The following is a 12406-nucleotide window of genomic DNA, read 5'->3' on the forward strand; positions in this document are numbered from 1 at the left end:
ACTCCGCGCGGGCGAGTTGACCAGGAAGAGTGAACTGCCCGGTGGTCGGCCGCAGGCACGGTGACCTGCCATACGCTCACCTCCGGAAGCGGTGACCGCGGAGGTGAGTGCGCTGACCGTGCCATTCTTCACGCAATCGGCGACATTTTCGGGATTGTGGCCGATAACGCGACGGAACATTGTCGAAGTGATCGAGAACGGCAAGTACTCGCACGGGCGGAAAGTCCTCGAATTGGAACGCGCGCTGGCCGCCTACACCGGCGCCGCGCACGTCGTCGGCGTGAACAGCGGCACGGACGCGCTCGTGCTCCTGCTGCGGGCGTGCGGCCTGCGGCCGGGTGACGAGGTGGTCGTGCCCGCGTTCTCGTTCATCGCGTCGGCGTCCTCGGTGGTGCCGGCGGGCGGGCGGCCGGTGTTCGCCGACGAAGCTCAACCGCAAACCGCTGGTCGCGGGCACGCTCACCGAACCGCAGGTGCTGCGGTTCGCGCTGGTCACCGCCGCGGCGGCGTGGCTCGGTGCGCCGGCGCTCGCGCCGCACCGTCCCGTGTGGACGGTCGTACTGGTGGCTATCACCTGCTTCTTCGCCGTGCAGTACTCGTGGGGCGTGAAGCTGAGCTACCACGGCTTCCAGGAGTTCTTCCTGGCCGCGCTGGGCTGGGCGCTGGTGCTCGCCTCGCACGGCCTGGCCGCCGGTCGCGTCGACGGCGTGGTGGTCGTGCAGGCGCTGATCTTCGGCCTCGGGCCGCTGCTGTTCGGCGTCTACTCCAACACCAACGACGTCGAGGGCGACCGGAAGGTCGGCCGGCCGACCGTGGCGGCCCGGACCTCGCCGCGCGGCAACAGGCGGTTCGTCCGCGCCGTGTCCGCGTGCGAGTTCCTGCTGATCCTCTCCTTGCCGTTGGTCGGTGGGCCGTGGTGGTTCCCGCTCGCGCTCCTGCCCACCGTCGTGCTGCGGCTCAAGCAGCTGCGCGTCGGTTTCGGCCAGGGCGACATCCTGAGGGCCCGGCGGATCGGCATCGACGTGCACCGTGTGACCGTGGCGACGCTCGTCGTGGTGAACCTGGTGGTGCGGTGATGGACCTCGACGTGGCCGTGATCGGCGCGGGGATCGCCGGGTTGGCCGCCGCGCACGAGCTCGCGCGGTCCGGGCGCGAGGTGCGGGTGTTCGAGGCGGCCGACCACGTCGGCGGCCGGATGGCCACCCGGCACGTGTCCGGGTTCGTGGTCGACACCGGCGCGGAGCAGATCTCCACCCGCGGCTACCCGCACACGTGGGAGCTGCTGCGGCGGCTGGGGCTCGACGACGTGCCGAAGATCGGGCGGCGGCGCGGGGCTGGGTGCGCGGGCCCGGCTGGACTTCGCGCGCGCCACCCGGGGCCTGGCCCGGGGCGGCGCGCTCGACACCGGGCGGCCCGAGGCGTCACGGGTGGGCACGGCCACCGTCGCCGAGTTCTGCGCGCCCTACCACCGCGACGTGCCGGAGTACCTGTGCCAGCCGGTGGTGTCGGGGTTCTTCGGGTGGCGGCCCGAGCGCTCGGCCGCCGCGCCGTTCCTGGCCCTGCTGGGCGCGATCGGCCCGTCCACGGCCTGGCGCGCCTACGACGGCGGGATGGACGTGGCGGCACGGGCGCTGGCCTCCCGGCTCGACGTCGTCACGTCGTCGCCGGTGCGGGAGGTGCTGTCCGGTCCGGGGTACGCGCGGATCACCGGGCCCGGGCGGGGAGGTCCGGGCCCGTTCGGTGGTGCCGGCCGTGCCCGCGCCCGTCGCCCGCGGGCTCTACGTCAACCCGCCGGAGCACGAACGGCTGTTCCTGGACGCCTGCGGGTTCACCCCGATGGTGAAGGCGCACCTGATGCTGGACCACCGGCCCGAGTCGGACGTGTACCTGCCGGCCGTGCCACGGTCGGAGAGCCGGTCGGTGTCCGTGGTGCTGTTCGACCACCTCAAGCACCCCGACCGCGCGCCCGAGGGGTGCGGCCTGGTCACCGTGATCGCGAGCCCCGCGGTCGCGCCGGCGATGCTGGACGCCCCGGACGACGAGGTGGTGTCCGCGCTCGCCGCCGAGGCCGAGCGCTTCGTGCCCGGCCTGCGCGCCGCGGTGACCGGCTCGGTGGTCCACCGGTTCCGCCACGGCCTGCCCGAGGCCACACCGCGCGCCCTGGCGTTGCGCCGCGAGTTCGCGTCCCGGCTGGGCGGTCCCGTGGACTACGCGGGCGACTGGGTGAGCTTGAGCCCGTACAGCGAAGCCGCCGTGCGCAACGGCCGCCGTGCCGCCGCACGGGTCCACGGCGTGTCCACGAACACCGGCACGAGGAGGCAACCCGCATGAGGCCGCACGACATGGGCACGCTGTTCGACGAGGTCGCCGCCCGCGGCACGCACACCACCGTGCACCTCGACCGGCCGTTCGACATACTCCCGGCCGGCCACGGCCCGGGTGTCGACTACACCGTGCCGCAGTTGGCCGGGCTGGTCCGCGAGGCCGCCGGCTGGCTGTACGAGGCGGGCGCGCGGCGCGGCGACCGGGTGGCGGTGGTCAAGCGCAACCACTACGACTACGACCTGCTCGCGTGCGCGGCGGTGCGGATCGGGGCGGTGCCCGCGCTGCTGTCCGGGCACCTGACCGACGACGTGCTGGAGGTCCTGCTCAAGCGGCTGGACCCGGCGGTGCTGGTCACCGACCGCGTGCCGCCCGCAGGCGTCGCGCGCCGCGTGCTGTCGCTGGGCCCGTTCGTGCCGGGGGCGCTGACGTTGGACGACGTGCGCGGCGCACGGGTGCCCGCGCCCCGGCGGCGGCACGACGACGAGCCGCTGGTGGTCAACCACACCTCCGGCACGACCGGTGTGCCCAAGCTCGTCGTGCACACCACCCGCACGATCGTGCACCGGCCGGCCCGGTTCGAGGCGGTGCGCTGGCCGGTGATCGGCGTGCGGCGCGACGACGTGGTGGCCAACGCGAGCTCCTACGCCCACGGCCGCACGTTCTGCTGGACGGCCGGCGTGTTCTGCCTCGCCCCGCGCAAGGTCGTGCTGCTCAGCGACCCCGACTCGGCCGCCTCCGTGCTGGCCCGGCACCAGCCGACGACGGTGGAGGCGCTGCCCTCGGCCTACGTGCGGTGGCAGGCGCTCGCGGCGCGACCGGACAACCCGTTCCGGGGCGTGCGGGTGTTCGTCAGCACCTACGACGCCATGCACCCGCCGGCCATGCGCGCGATGATGCACGCCTCGCGCCGCAGGCGTCCGCTGTGGATGCAGGGCTGGGGGCAGACCGAGACGGGACCGCTGACGTTCCGGTTCCTCACCCGGCGCGCGCTGGACCGGTCGCCCGACGCCCGCGACCTGGGCCGCCCCGTGCCCGGCCGGACCCGGCTGCGCGTGGTGGACCCGGTGACCCTCACGCCCGTACCGCGCGGGCACAGCGGGCTGGTGCTGGCCCGCACGGCGGCCCGCTGCGTCGGCTACGTCGGCGAGCAGGACCGGTGGCACGCCAAGACCAGCGGACCGTGGTGGAACACCGGCGACCTCGGCGTGCTCACCCGCGGCGGTGCGGTGCGGCTGCTCGACCGCGAGGTGGACTCCGTGCCGGGGCTGAGCTGCCTGCGGGTGGAGGACCTGGTCGAGGACCGGCTGCCGGAGGTGGTGGAGTGCGTGGTGCTCGGCACGCCGGGCCGACCGCCGATCCCGGTGCTGGTCACGTCCGCGCCGCTGGACCCGGCGGCGTGGCGGCGCGCGGTGGCCGACCTGCCGCCGATGGCCGATCCGCGGGTGCTGGCGTGGGACGACGTGCCGCGCACGGCCACCGGGAAGGTCCGCTGGCTCGACCTGCTCACCCGGCTGGTCGGCGCCGCCGAACCCTGTGGCAGCGGGCGGTGGACGTGACGACCTACGTGTTCGACCAGTCGCACGTCGCCGAGCAGCACCGCTGCCTGGCCGCCGCCTACGACCCGGTCACCTTCGCCCGGCTCGCGCAGACCGGCGTCCGGGCCGGCTGGCGCTGCCTGGACGTCGGCGCGGGCGGCGGCAGCGTGGCCCACTGGCTGACCGCGCGCGGCGCGACGGTGCTCGCCACCGACGTGCGGCCCGACCACGTGCCGCCCGCGCCCCGGCTCACCGTGCTGCGGCACGACGTGGTGTGCGACCCGCTGCCCGACGCCGCGTTCGACCTGGTCCACGTGCGGCTGGTGCTGCGGCACCTGCCCGAGCGGGACGCGGTGCTGCGCAAGCTGGTCGCCGCGGTGAAGCCGGGCGGGTGGTTGCAGGTCGACGAGTTCGACAACTCCTACAGCCCCGTGCTGCTCGCGCCGGACCGGGAGTCGGCCGAGCTGTACGAGACGTTCCTGGCGGTCAAGGAGGGCGTGTTCGACGCCTACGGCGTGGACGGCGCGTGGGGGCGCAAGGCGGCGGGGGCGATGGCCGCGGCCGGGTTGGTCGACGTGGACCCGCGGGTGGTCGTGCACCCCTGGCGGGCCGGGTCGCCGGGCGTGCGACTGCTCGCGCACAGCACCCACATGTTGCGGGACAAGCTGGTCGCGGCGGGCCTGAGCGACGGGCAGTTGGCGGCCGTGCGCGCGTTGCTGGCTAACGAGCGGTTCCTGGCCACGTCCCCGGTCGTCTACTCGGTGCACGGGCGGCGGCCGGCATGACCTCGACGTTGACGGCGGTGCCGTGGGCGGGGCCGGTCGACCTGCCGTTGGGCGGCGAGCTGGACGTCCAGGCGGCGTGCGGGATCATGCACGTGCACGGCAGGCGGTTCGGCCGGCCGACGGCGCTCGGGCTCGACTACGCCTCGATCGTGGCCGCCGAGCTGGACGCGATCGGCGCGTCGGCGCTGGAGGTGGCCCGGCTGCGCGGGATCCCGCTGCGGTCGGTGTCCACGTCGGTGGCGCAGGCGGCGTTGCTGGCGGTGTCGCAGTACCTGGCGGCGGCCACCGCCGACGAGCCGGACCCGACGCCGACGGGCGTGGGCGGGCCGCCGTTCCTGTCCGCCGACGGGGCGGCGTTCGAGGTCGAGGCGTTGGACGCCGAGGTGTGGCGGCGGTTCTGGGCGGCGCTGGACGCCGACGCGTGCGCGGTGGCGTCGGCGTGGCGGCCGTTCCAGCACCGGTTCGCCACGGCGACGTGCCCGCTGCCGCCGGAGCTGACCGGGTTGACCGCGCGGCTGCCGATCGTGCGGCTGGAACGGGTCGCCGCGGCGACCGGGATGACGCTGGTGCGGGTGGCGCACCGGGCCGTGGACGACGTGCCGCCGTACGCGGTGCGGCCGCTGGGTTCCGACGCGGGACCTGTCGGGTCCGGGCCGCCGGGGTCGTTGCCGCTGGCCGGGCTGGTGGTGCTGGAGTCGTGCCGCCGGGTGCAGGGACCGCTGGCCGGGCACCTGCTGTGGCAGCTCGGCGCGTCCGTGGTGCGGGTCGAGCCGCCGGATGGCGACCCGCTGCGGGGCGTGCCGCCGGTGGCGGGCGAGGTGTCCGCCCGGTTCCACGCGGTCAACCGCGGCAAGCGGGTCGTGACGGTCGACCTGCGGACCGTGGCCGGGCGGCGCGAGCTGCTGGAGCTGGCGTCGGGCGCCGACGTGTTCCTGCAGAACTGGGCGCCGGGCAAGGACTCCGCCTGGTCGCTGCGGGCCCGGGACCTGGCCCGCGTGCGGCCGGGGATCGTGTACGCGCACGCGTCCGGGTGGGGCGACGCGCTGGGGCCGCGGCCGCCGCTGGGCACGGACTTCGTGGTGCAGGCGCACGCCGGCGTGCCGTCGTCGCTGATGACGATCGTGGACGTGTTCGGCGGGGTGGTGTGCGCACGCGGTGTCGTGGACGCCCTCGCGCAACGGATCCGGTCGGGCACGGGGCAGGCGGTGGCGTCGTCGCTGCTGTCGGCCGCCGCGCGGCTCAACGCGCGGGCGACCCGGCGGTGCACCGCGCCGCTGGGCGTGCCGGTGTGCACGGACCTGGCCGCGTTGGCGCGCGATCCCCGGTTCGCGCGGGCGTTGGTGACGGACGGGTGCGTGGTGCCCCGGTCGGCTTGGGAGTTCGGATGACGTGGACGTCCTCTACCGGCGTCGTGCTGCGCGACCTCGTGCCCGCCGAGCTGCGCCGGTCGTGGGTCGCGGCGGGGCACTGCCCGGACCGGGACCTGTACTCGCTGTTGCGGGAGCGGGTGGCCGCGCACCCGCGGCGGGTCGCGGTGATCGACTCGTCCGGGTCGCTGGACTACGCGTCGCTGGACCGGGCCGTGAGGTGGCAGGCGAAGTCCCTGCGCGACCTCGGTGTCGGTCCCTCGGACATCGTCGGCATCGACGTGCCCAACGGTCGGGAAGGCGTGGTGGCCGAGCTGGCGGTGGCGGCGGTCGGCGGGGTGGCGGTGCACCTGCCCGACGGCGGTTCCCCGGTGACGAGCACGATGATCACCGACGTGTCGCGGGCCCTGGAAGCGGCTGCCGACCCGCGTTGTGACGTGCCGTGGTCGCCGGTAACGGTCGACCCGGAGGCGCCGGCCAAGATCCTGGTGTCGTCGGGCACTGAGGCCGCGCCGAAGCTCGTCGCGTACTCGCACAACGCCTTCGCCGGTGGGCGGGGCAACTACGTGCGGGCCGTGCACGGCGACACCGCCGTGCCGCGCGACCTGGTCCCGGTGCCGCCGGCGTCGGCGTTCGGGTCGTTCGGCGCGGCGATCACGTTGTGCCGGTGGTGCTGATGCGGCGGTTCGACGTGGCCGAGGCGGTGCGCGTGGTGGCCGAGCACCGGCCGCCGTCGCTGGACCAGCCGGCCGCGTTCCTGCGCGACCGCGGCCTGAGCCGCCGCAAGCTGCCGGAACGCCTCGTGGTGCTGCCGGAACTGCCCTTGGGCCACACCGGCAAGGTCTGCCTGCCCACGGTGACGCGGTCGGCGGCCATGGCCGGTGAGGCGTGACCGGGTCGCGAGGAACGTCGACAGGAGGTCGTGGTGGTGCTGAGGTTGGACCCGTTCGCCGGGCCCGGGTTCGCGTCGTTGGAGGCGTTGGCGAAGGCCGTGGACGACGTCGACCTGCCGCGAGGGCTCGTCGAGCTGGTGCGGTTGCGGTGCTCGCAGCTCAACGGCTGCACCTATTGCACCCGCCTGCACCGTGACGCGGCCGTGGCGGCGGGGGAGACGCGTGACGTCACCGCCTGGCGGACCGACCCCGCGTTCACGGACCGCGAGCGGGCCGTGCTGGCGTTGGCCGAGGCGGTGACCCTGGTGCACGACGGGCGCGTGCCGGACGCGGTCCTCGACGCGGCGATCCGCGCGGTGGGCGAGGTCCGGGTGCAGCAGGTGGTGTGGGTGGTGACCGTGGTCAACGCCTACAACCGGTTGGCGATCAGCGCCCGGCTCACCTGAGGCCGACCACCGGCGCGGGCGTGCCGCCGGACGCCACCCGGGCGATCACGAGCGCGCCGGGCGCGGCCACCAGGCGGACGTCCGTCCGGGCGGGCGAGCCCGAGCCGTCCAGGCGGACCGGGGTGGACTCGGGCGGTGAGCCGTCCAAGGGCTGCGTCACCACGGTCAGCTCACGGCCGTTGTCGGCGCACGCGCGGACGTAGGTGGTGGACGTGGTGAGGTCCGCCGTGGGTCGCGGGCAGTCCTCGAGCGGCATCCGCGTGGTCGCGCCGGTGGCGGGGTCGAGCGCGAACAGGTCGGTGACCCGGCCGCCTTCGTCCTGCTCCACCAGCGGCGTGACGCCGACGTCCGTGCGCACGGTCCAGGGCCGCTCCGGCCGGGTCAGCACCCGACCGGTCTCGGCGTCGAGCAGCCCGTCCGGCACGGCGTCCGGCGTGGCCCGCGCGCCGAACACCTGGAGCAGGACGGTCGACCCGTCCGGCGTGGCGTGCAACCGGACGTCCTGCCGCTCGCCGTTCGCCTCGTCACGCCGGACCTCGTGCCGCCAGCGCTCCCGGCCGGTCGCCTCATCCAAGGCCATGACGCCCAACGTGTCCGCGCACACGACGGGCAGCAGGACGCTCGTGCGGCCCCATGCCACCTGGCCGGACCACGACTCGCACCCGGCCGGCGGCGACCACCGCCACCGCGGCTCGCCGGTGACCACGTCGTACCCGCTGATCACCTCGCCGTCGCGCACGGTCACCGCCCGCGCGCCCGGCATCACCTGACCCGTCTCCACCAACACCGACCGGAGCACCACCTCGAACCGGGGCGCCCCGGTGTCCGCGTCCAGCACGACCACCGACTGCGCCCGCGTGTCGTGCAGCGACCGGTAGGACACCACCACGGTCCGCCGGTCCGTCGACGCCAGCACCACGCCGACCGGGGCACCGGGCCGCGCGTACCGCCACTCCACCCGCCCGTCGGACCCGTTCAGGGCCACCACGGCCCCGTCCCGGGTGGCCACGGCCACCCCGTGCAGGACCGGCACGACGTCCACCACGTCGGCGGGCGGCTGCCACGCCCACTGCCGCCCACCGGGCCGTTCCACCACGGGCTCCGGCGGGAAGCCCCGCGCCTCCCGGGTCTGCGACCGCACGATCACCGCCTCCGCCGCGAGCGGCGCGAACCCCGCCGCCACCGCCACCACGACGACCGCCACCACGCCACCGACCCCGACCCGCCGGCGACCGCGCCCCACCGTTCCGGCCGCCGCGACCGCCGGCTCGGGGTCCGCCTCTGCCGTGACCTGCGGCGTGTCCCCGGACGGCCGTGCCCGACCCGCGGCCACCGAGGCCCGGCCGTCCGCCGGACGCCGTGCCGCCAACGCGACCGCGCCCACCGCCACGGCGAGCGACCCCACGGCCAGCACCGGCAGGTCGTCGCCGGTCAGGCCCACCACCAGGTCCGACACCAGCAGCCACCACGCGGCCGCCGTCGAGCCCGTGGCCGCGACCGCCGCGAACACCCGCGCCACCCGCCCCCCGACCGCGGCCGGCACCGCCACCAGCACGACGCCCACCGCCAGGCCGATCACCGCGGCGTCCGGCCCCGGTCGGGGCACCCCACCCGACAGGAACGGCGCGACCGCGGCGCACAGGGCACCAACCACCGTCATGTACCGCAGCATCACCGGCACCTCCCCGCGTGGGACGGACCGCACCGGTGATCCGTTCCACCGGCCCGCGACCGGGCGGGCGGTCGACCGGCGATGGGGCAGAATCGGCCTGGTGAGCACCAACTGGGCAGGCAACTTCACCTTCTCCGCCGCGCGCGCCGCGCACCCGGCGTCCGTCGAAGAGTTGCAGGACGTCGTCCGCACGGCCGACTCGGCGCGCGTGGTCGGCGCGGGGCACTCGTTCAGCACGATCGCCGACACCGGCGGCACGCTGATCAGCCTCGACCGGATGCCCGAGGTGTTCGAGGTCGGGGACGGCTCCGTGCGGGTGAGCGCCGGGACGCGGCTCGCCCGGCTCGCCGAACGGCTGCACGCCGCCGGCCTCGCGCTGCCGGCCATGCCGTCGCTGCCGCACATCACGATCATCGGCGCGTGCGCCACCGCCACCCACGGTTCGGGCAACGCCATCCCGTCGCTCGCGAGCCTGGTCCGCTCCCTCGACCTCGTCACGGCCGACGGCGGCGTCACCACCCTCACCCGCGGTGACGAGCGCTTCGACGGCGCCGTGGTGGCGTTCGGCTCGCTGGGCGTGGTGGTGGCCGTCGAGCTGGACGTGGTGCCGGCCTTCGAGGTGGAGCAGCGGGTCTACCAGGACATGCCGTTCGACGCCCTGGTCGAGGACGTGGACGCGGTGTTCGCGAGCGCCTACAGCGTCAGCGCCTTCACCACCTGGCAGGGCGTGGCGCACGTGTTCGCCAAGCACCGCACCACCGACACCCGGCACGACCTGTCCTGGACGGGCGCGACGCCGGCGACCGAGCCGGTGCACCCGGTGCCCGGCCAGCCCGCCCTGCACTGCACCGCCCAGCTCGGCGTGCCCGGCCCGTGGCACGAGCGGTTGCCGCACTTCCGCGCCGACTTCACCCCGAGCGTCGGCCGCGAGCTCCAGTCGGAGTACTTCGTGGCCCGCGAGCACGCCGCCGACGCGCTGCGCGCGCTCAACGACCTGTCCGCCGAGATCACGCCGGTGCTGCTGACCTCCGAGGTCCGCACCGTCGCGGCGGACGCTCAGTGGCTCAGCCCGGTGCACGACCGGCCGAGCACCGCCTTCCACTTCACCTGGCAGCCCGACGACGCGGCCGTGCGCGCGGTGCTCCGCAAGATCGAGGCGGCGCTGAGCCCGTGGCGGCCCCGCGCGCACTGGGGCAAGCTGTTCGAGCTGGCCGACCCCGGCGAGCGGTACCCGCACTGGGCCCGGTTCGCCGAGCTGCGCGACGAGCTGGACCCCACCCGGACCTTCCGCAACCCCCTGGTCGACGGGTGGTTCACCGGCTGAGCGCGATCACATCCGCGCGAACCGCCGCAACCCCTCCAGGTCGGGCACGACCACGTCGCGCCGCAGGTGGCTGACGACCACACCGGCCTTGCGCAGGTCGGCGAACGCCTTCTCCGCGGTGCGCGGCTTCATCCCCGCGATCGAGGCCAGCTCGACCTTGGTCAACGGGATGCCGAGCACCCACCCGCCGACCTCCTGCCTGCCGTGCGCGCCGACCAGCTCGGCCAGCACCCGCGCCACCCGCTCGGCGGCGGTGTGGGACAGGAAGTCACGCCGCCGCCGGTTGGCCCACCGCAGCTGGTCGTCGATGACGCCGATCAGCTCGACGAAGCCGTCGTTGCGGCGGTGCAGGAAGCCGTGCAGCTCGGCGCTGGTGATGGGCTTCGCCGTGACGTCACCGCAGGTGATGACGGTCGCCGAGCGGGGCTTGTGGTCCAGCGCGGCCAGCTCGCCGACCAGGTCGCCCGCGACCCGCACGGTGAGCACCGCGGTGTCCCCGCCCTCGTCGTTGACCAGCACCTTCACCACGCCTTCGAGCAGCAGGAACACGTGCGTGTCGGTGGCGTCCTGCACGATGATCTCGCGGTCGGCGCCGTAGCGGACCGTGGTGCCCAGCGACATCAGCTCCTGGCGGCTGCTGTCGCGCAGCCGGGCCAGCAGCGTGCCCGGCGGCCACTCCGAGGCCGACACGCCCTGCCGCACCGAGGGCGCGCCCGGCTTGGCCGTGGCCAGCGAGCGGCCCGCGTCGGCGAACGACGCGTAACCCCGCTCGAACGACGGGTCCGGACCCACCCCGGACAGCAACGCCTCGCACGCCCGCCGCTGCTCGTCCAGCGCCGCCACGGCCGGGTGCTCCGCGCCCAGCGCCGACACCGCCCGCATCGCCGCGTCACGCACCACGTCCAGCAGCCGCTGCGCCTGGCCGCGCGCGCCGTCGAGGTGCGCCAGCTCCAGCTCGGCCGACGCCAGGTTCGCCGTGGCGATCACCGCGTGCGGGTGGTCCGTGCCCAGCCGGGTCGCGGTCCGGTCGGCCGCCGAGCGCAGGCTGGGCAGCGCGAGCCGGGCCCGTTCGGCGGAACGGCGCACCCTGGCCAGCTCGAACTCCGCCGAGGCCAGGTTCGCCTGGGCCACCAGCGCCCGCGGGTGGTGCGTGCCCAGCGCGTTGAGCGCGCGGTCGGTCGCGTCGCGCAGGTCGGTCAACGACTCGGCGACCTCCTCGGCGTCACCGTGGTCGCGGGCGATCCGGAACCGCGCGCACATCAGGTTCAGCCGCAGCACGCACGTCTGCGGGTGGTTGGACCCGAGCACCGCCGCGTTGCGCTGTAACGCCAGTTCCAGCGCGCCCGTCTCGCTCGGTTTCGCCTGCTCCACGACCGCGACGGAGCCGACCGCGACGGGGTCGGGCACCTGCACGGGGTCCAGGAAGTCTCCGACCACCTGGCGCAACGGCGTGCCGCGGCCGAACGCGGTGCTCGGCGGCCTGCGCCGGACCTGGCGGGGCGGGGCCGCCCCCGGGTCGCGCCGACCGCGCGCCACCGAGGCCAACGCCTGCTGGTCGCGCACCCGCGACGCCTCCGGCCCGGTCGGGTCGACCAGCGCCAGCATGGCGATCAGCAGCGCGTCCGCCGCGTCGGCCGAGCCGATCCGGGTCAGCCCGGAGGCGCAGCGCAGCAGGCGGTCGACGTCGCGGCGCGCGCTGAGCGCGTCCAGCGAGCGCGCCAGGTCCACCGCGAGCCGGCGGGCCGCCTGCCGGTCCGGCGCGGACCTGGACAGGACTGCTTCGAGTTCGACCATTCGGCTGTTCATCCGGCACCCCAGGTGGTTGCTCGGTCCGCGACGGCGCGGCTGCGGCGATCGGACGCCGTGTTCCGGCGTTCGGGCGCGGGGAGTCGCACCGCCGGAGTGGAATCCTCGTCCATAGCGGCGATATCGGTTGCTCCGGGCATTCGTTAGCCCATCCCTGACATTGTTACGTTCCGAATGGTCGGATGTCCGAACGTTATCCGCACTATTGCGGAAAAGTGTGCGAGCTTTTTGTCGTAGTGAACATCTTGCCCCG

Annotated in this window: 12 protein-coding genes and 2 pseudogenes; 11 read left to right on the forward strand and 3 right to left on the reverse strand. The window is 75.2% G+C overall.

Features of this window, described 5'->3' with window-relative positions; all coding sequences use genetic code 11:
- Positions 1 to 187: 187 nt before the first annotated feature.
- The 3 genes and pseudogenes from LZG04_RS43050 to LZG04_RS42635 all read left to right on the forward strand — a co-directional run.
- Positions 188 to 367, forward strand: a pseudogene (locus LZG04_RS43050) (aminotransferase class I/II-fold pyridoxal phosphate-dependent enzyme); the annotation flags it as partial.
- Between the two features lie 106 nt (positions 368 to 473).
- Positions 474 to 1076, forward strand: coding sequence for a UbiA family prenyltransferase (locus LZG04_RS21975; protein WP_233819685.1), 603 nt, complete (start codon positions 474 to 476; stop codon positions 1074 to 1076).
- A pseudogene (locus tag LZG04_RS42635) lies at positions 1076 to 1258 on the forward strand (FAD-dependent oxidoreductase); the annotation flags it as partial. The gene LZG04_RS21975 and the pseudogene LZG04_RS42635, both read left to right, overlap by 1 nt.
- Before the next feature lie 204 nt (positions 1259 to 1462).
- On the opposite strand, the gene LZG04_RS42640 reads toward LZG04_RS42635, so the two are convergent.
- Positions 1463 to 1585, reverse strand: coding sequence for a hypothetical protein (locus tag LZG04_RS42640; protein WP_308199234.1), 123 nt, complete (start codon positions 1583 to 1585; stop codon positions 1463 to 1465).
- A 167-nt stretch (positions 1586 to 1752) separates the two neighbouring features.
- Between LZG04_RS42640 and LZG04_RS42645 the strand changes: the two genes are divergently transcribed.
- Genes LZG04_RS42645 through LZG04_RS22010 form a run of 7 tightly spaced genes read left to right on the forward strand, consistent with a single transcriptional unit; the run spans position 1753 to position 7351 of the window.
- Complete coding sequence (locus LZG04_RS42645) at positions 1753 to 2331, forward strand: FAD-dependent oxidoreductase (RefSeq protein WP_308199235.1); 579 nt, start codon at positions 1753 to 1755, stop codon at positions 2329 to 2331.
- A complete protein-coding gene (locus LZG04_RS21985) occupies positions 2328 to 3881 on the forward strand; it encodes a class I adenylate-forming enzyme family protein (RefSeq protein WP_233819686.1) in 1554 nt (517 codons plus the stop codon). The genes LZG04_RS42645 and LZG04_RS21985 overlap by 4 nt, the downstream gene beginning before the upstream one ends.
- Positions 3878 to 4645, forward strand: coding sequence for a methyltransferase domain-containing protein (locus LZG04_RS21990; RefSeq protein ID WP_308199236.1), 768 nt, complete (start codon positions 3878 to 3880; stop codon positions 4643 to 4645). The genes LZG04_RS21985 and LZG04_RS21990 overlap by 4 nt, the downstream gene beginning before the upstream one ends.
- A complete protein-coding gene (locus LZG04_RS21995) occupies positions 4642 to 6033 on the forward strand; it encodes a CoA transferase (RefSeq protein ID WP_233819689.1) in 1392 nt (463 codons plus the stop codon). The genes LZG04_RS21990 and LZG04_RS21995 overlap by 4 nt, the downstream gene beginning before the upstream one ends.
- Positions 6030 to 6689 (forward strand): AMP-binding protein, encoded by a 660-nt coding sequence (locus tag LZG04_RS22000; protein ID WP_233819691.1) that lies wholly within the window; start codon positions 6030 to 6032, stop codon positions 6687 to 6689. The genes LZG04_RS21995 and LZG04_RS22000 overlap by 4 nt, the downstream gene beginning before the upstream one ends.
- The gene (locus LZG04_RS22005) at positions 6680 to 6904 is read left to right on the forward strand and encodes a hypothetical protein (RefSeq protein ID WP_233819693.1); all 225 of its coding nucleotides are present in this window, start codon (positions 6680 to 6682) and stop codon (positions 6902 to 6904) included. Before LZG04_RS22000 ends, LZG04_RS22005 begins: the two co-directional genes overlap by 10 nt.
- 33 nt (positions 6905 to 6937) lie before the next feature.
- A complete protein-coding gene (locus LZG04_RS22010; protein ID WP_233819695.1) occupies positions 6938 to 7351 on the forward strand; it encodes a carboxymuconolactone decarboxylase family protein in 414 nt (137 codons plus the stop codon).
- Here the strand turns inward: LZG04_RS22010 and LZG04_RS22015 are convergent.
- The gene (locus LZG04_RS22015) at positions 7344 to 9011 is read right to left on the reverse strand and encodes a PQQ-binding-like beta-propeller repeat protein (RefSeq protein WP_233819696.1); all 1668 of its coding nucleotides are present in this window, start codon (positions 9009 to 9011) and stop codon (positions 7344 to 7346) included. The two genes, LZG04_RS22010 and LZG04_RS22015, sit on opposite strands and share 8 nt — an antisense overlap.
- A gap of 112 nt (positions 9012 to 9123) precedes the next feature.
- On the opposite strand from LZG04_RS22015, the gene LZG04_RS22020 reads away from it, so the two are divergent.
- Positions 9124 to 10347 (forward strand): FAD-binding protein, encoded by a 1224-nt coding sequence (locus LZG04_RS22020; RefSeq protein ID WP_233819697.1) that lies wholly within the window; start codon positions 9124 to 9126, stop codon positions 10345 to 10347.
- A gap of 6 nt (positions 10348 to 10353) precedes the next feature.
- Here LZG04_RS22020 and LZG04_RS22025 read toward each other — a convergent pair whose 3' ends face one another.
- Positions 10354 to 12153 carry a helix-turn-helix domain-containing protein gene (locus tag LZG04_RS22025; protein WP_233819698.1) on the reverse strand — a complete coding sequence of 600 codons (1800 nt, stop codon included), beginning with the start codon at positions 12151 to 12153 and terminating at the stop codon, positions 10354 to 10356.
- Between the last annotated feature and the right edge of the window lie 253 nt (positions 12154 to 12406).

This window comes from Saccharothrix sp. S26, assembly GCF_021390395.1.
GTDB lineage: Bacteria > Actinomycetota > Actinomycetes > Mycobacteriales > Pseudonocardiaceae > Actinosynnema.

Coding starts and splice junctions, on each gene's coding strand:
- LZG04_RS22015 (WP_233819696.1), bottom strand. CDS start 9,011: ATGACGGTGGTTGGTGCCCTGTGCGCCGCGGTCGCGCCGTTCCTGTCG.
- LZG04_RS21985 (WP_233819686.1), top strand. CDS start 2,328: ATGAGGCCGCACGACATGGGCACGCTGTTCGACGAGGTCGCCGCCCGC.
- LZG04_RS22025 (WP_233819698.1), bottom strand. CDS start 12,153: ATGAACAGCCGAATGGTCGAACTCGAAGCAGTCCTGTCCAGGTCCGCG.
- LZG04_RS21995 (WP_233819689.1), top strand. CDS start 4,642: ATGACCTCGACGTTGACGGCGGTGCCGTGGGCGGGGCCGGTCGACCTG.
- LZG04_RS22000 (WP_233819691.1), top strand. CDS start 6,030: ATGACGTGGACGTCCTCTACCGGCGTCGTGCTGCGCGACCTCGTGCCC.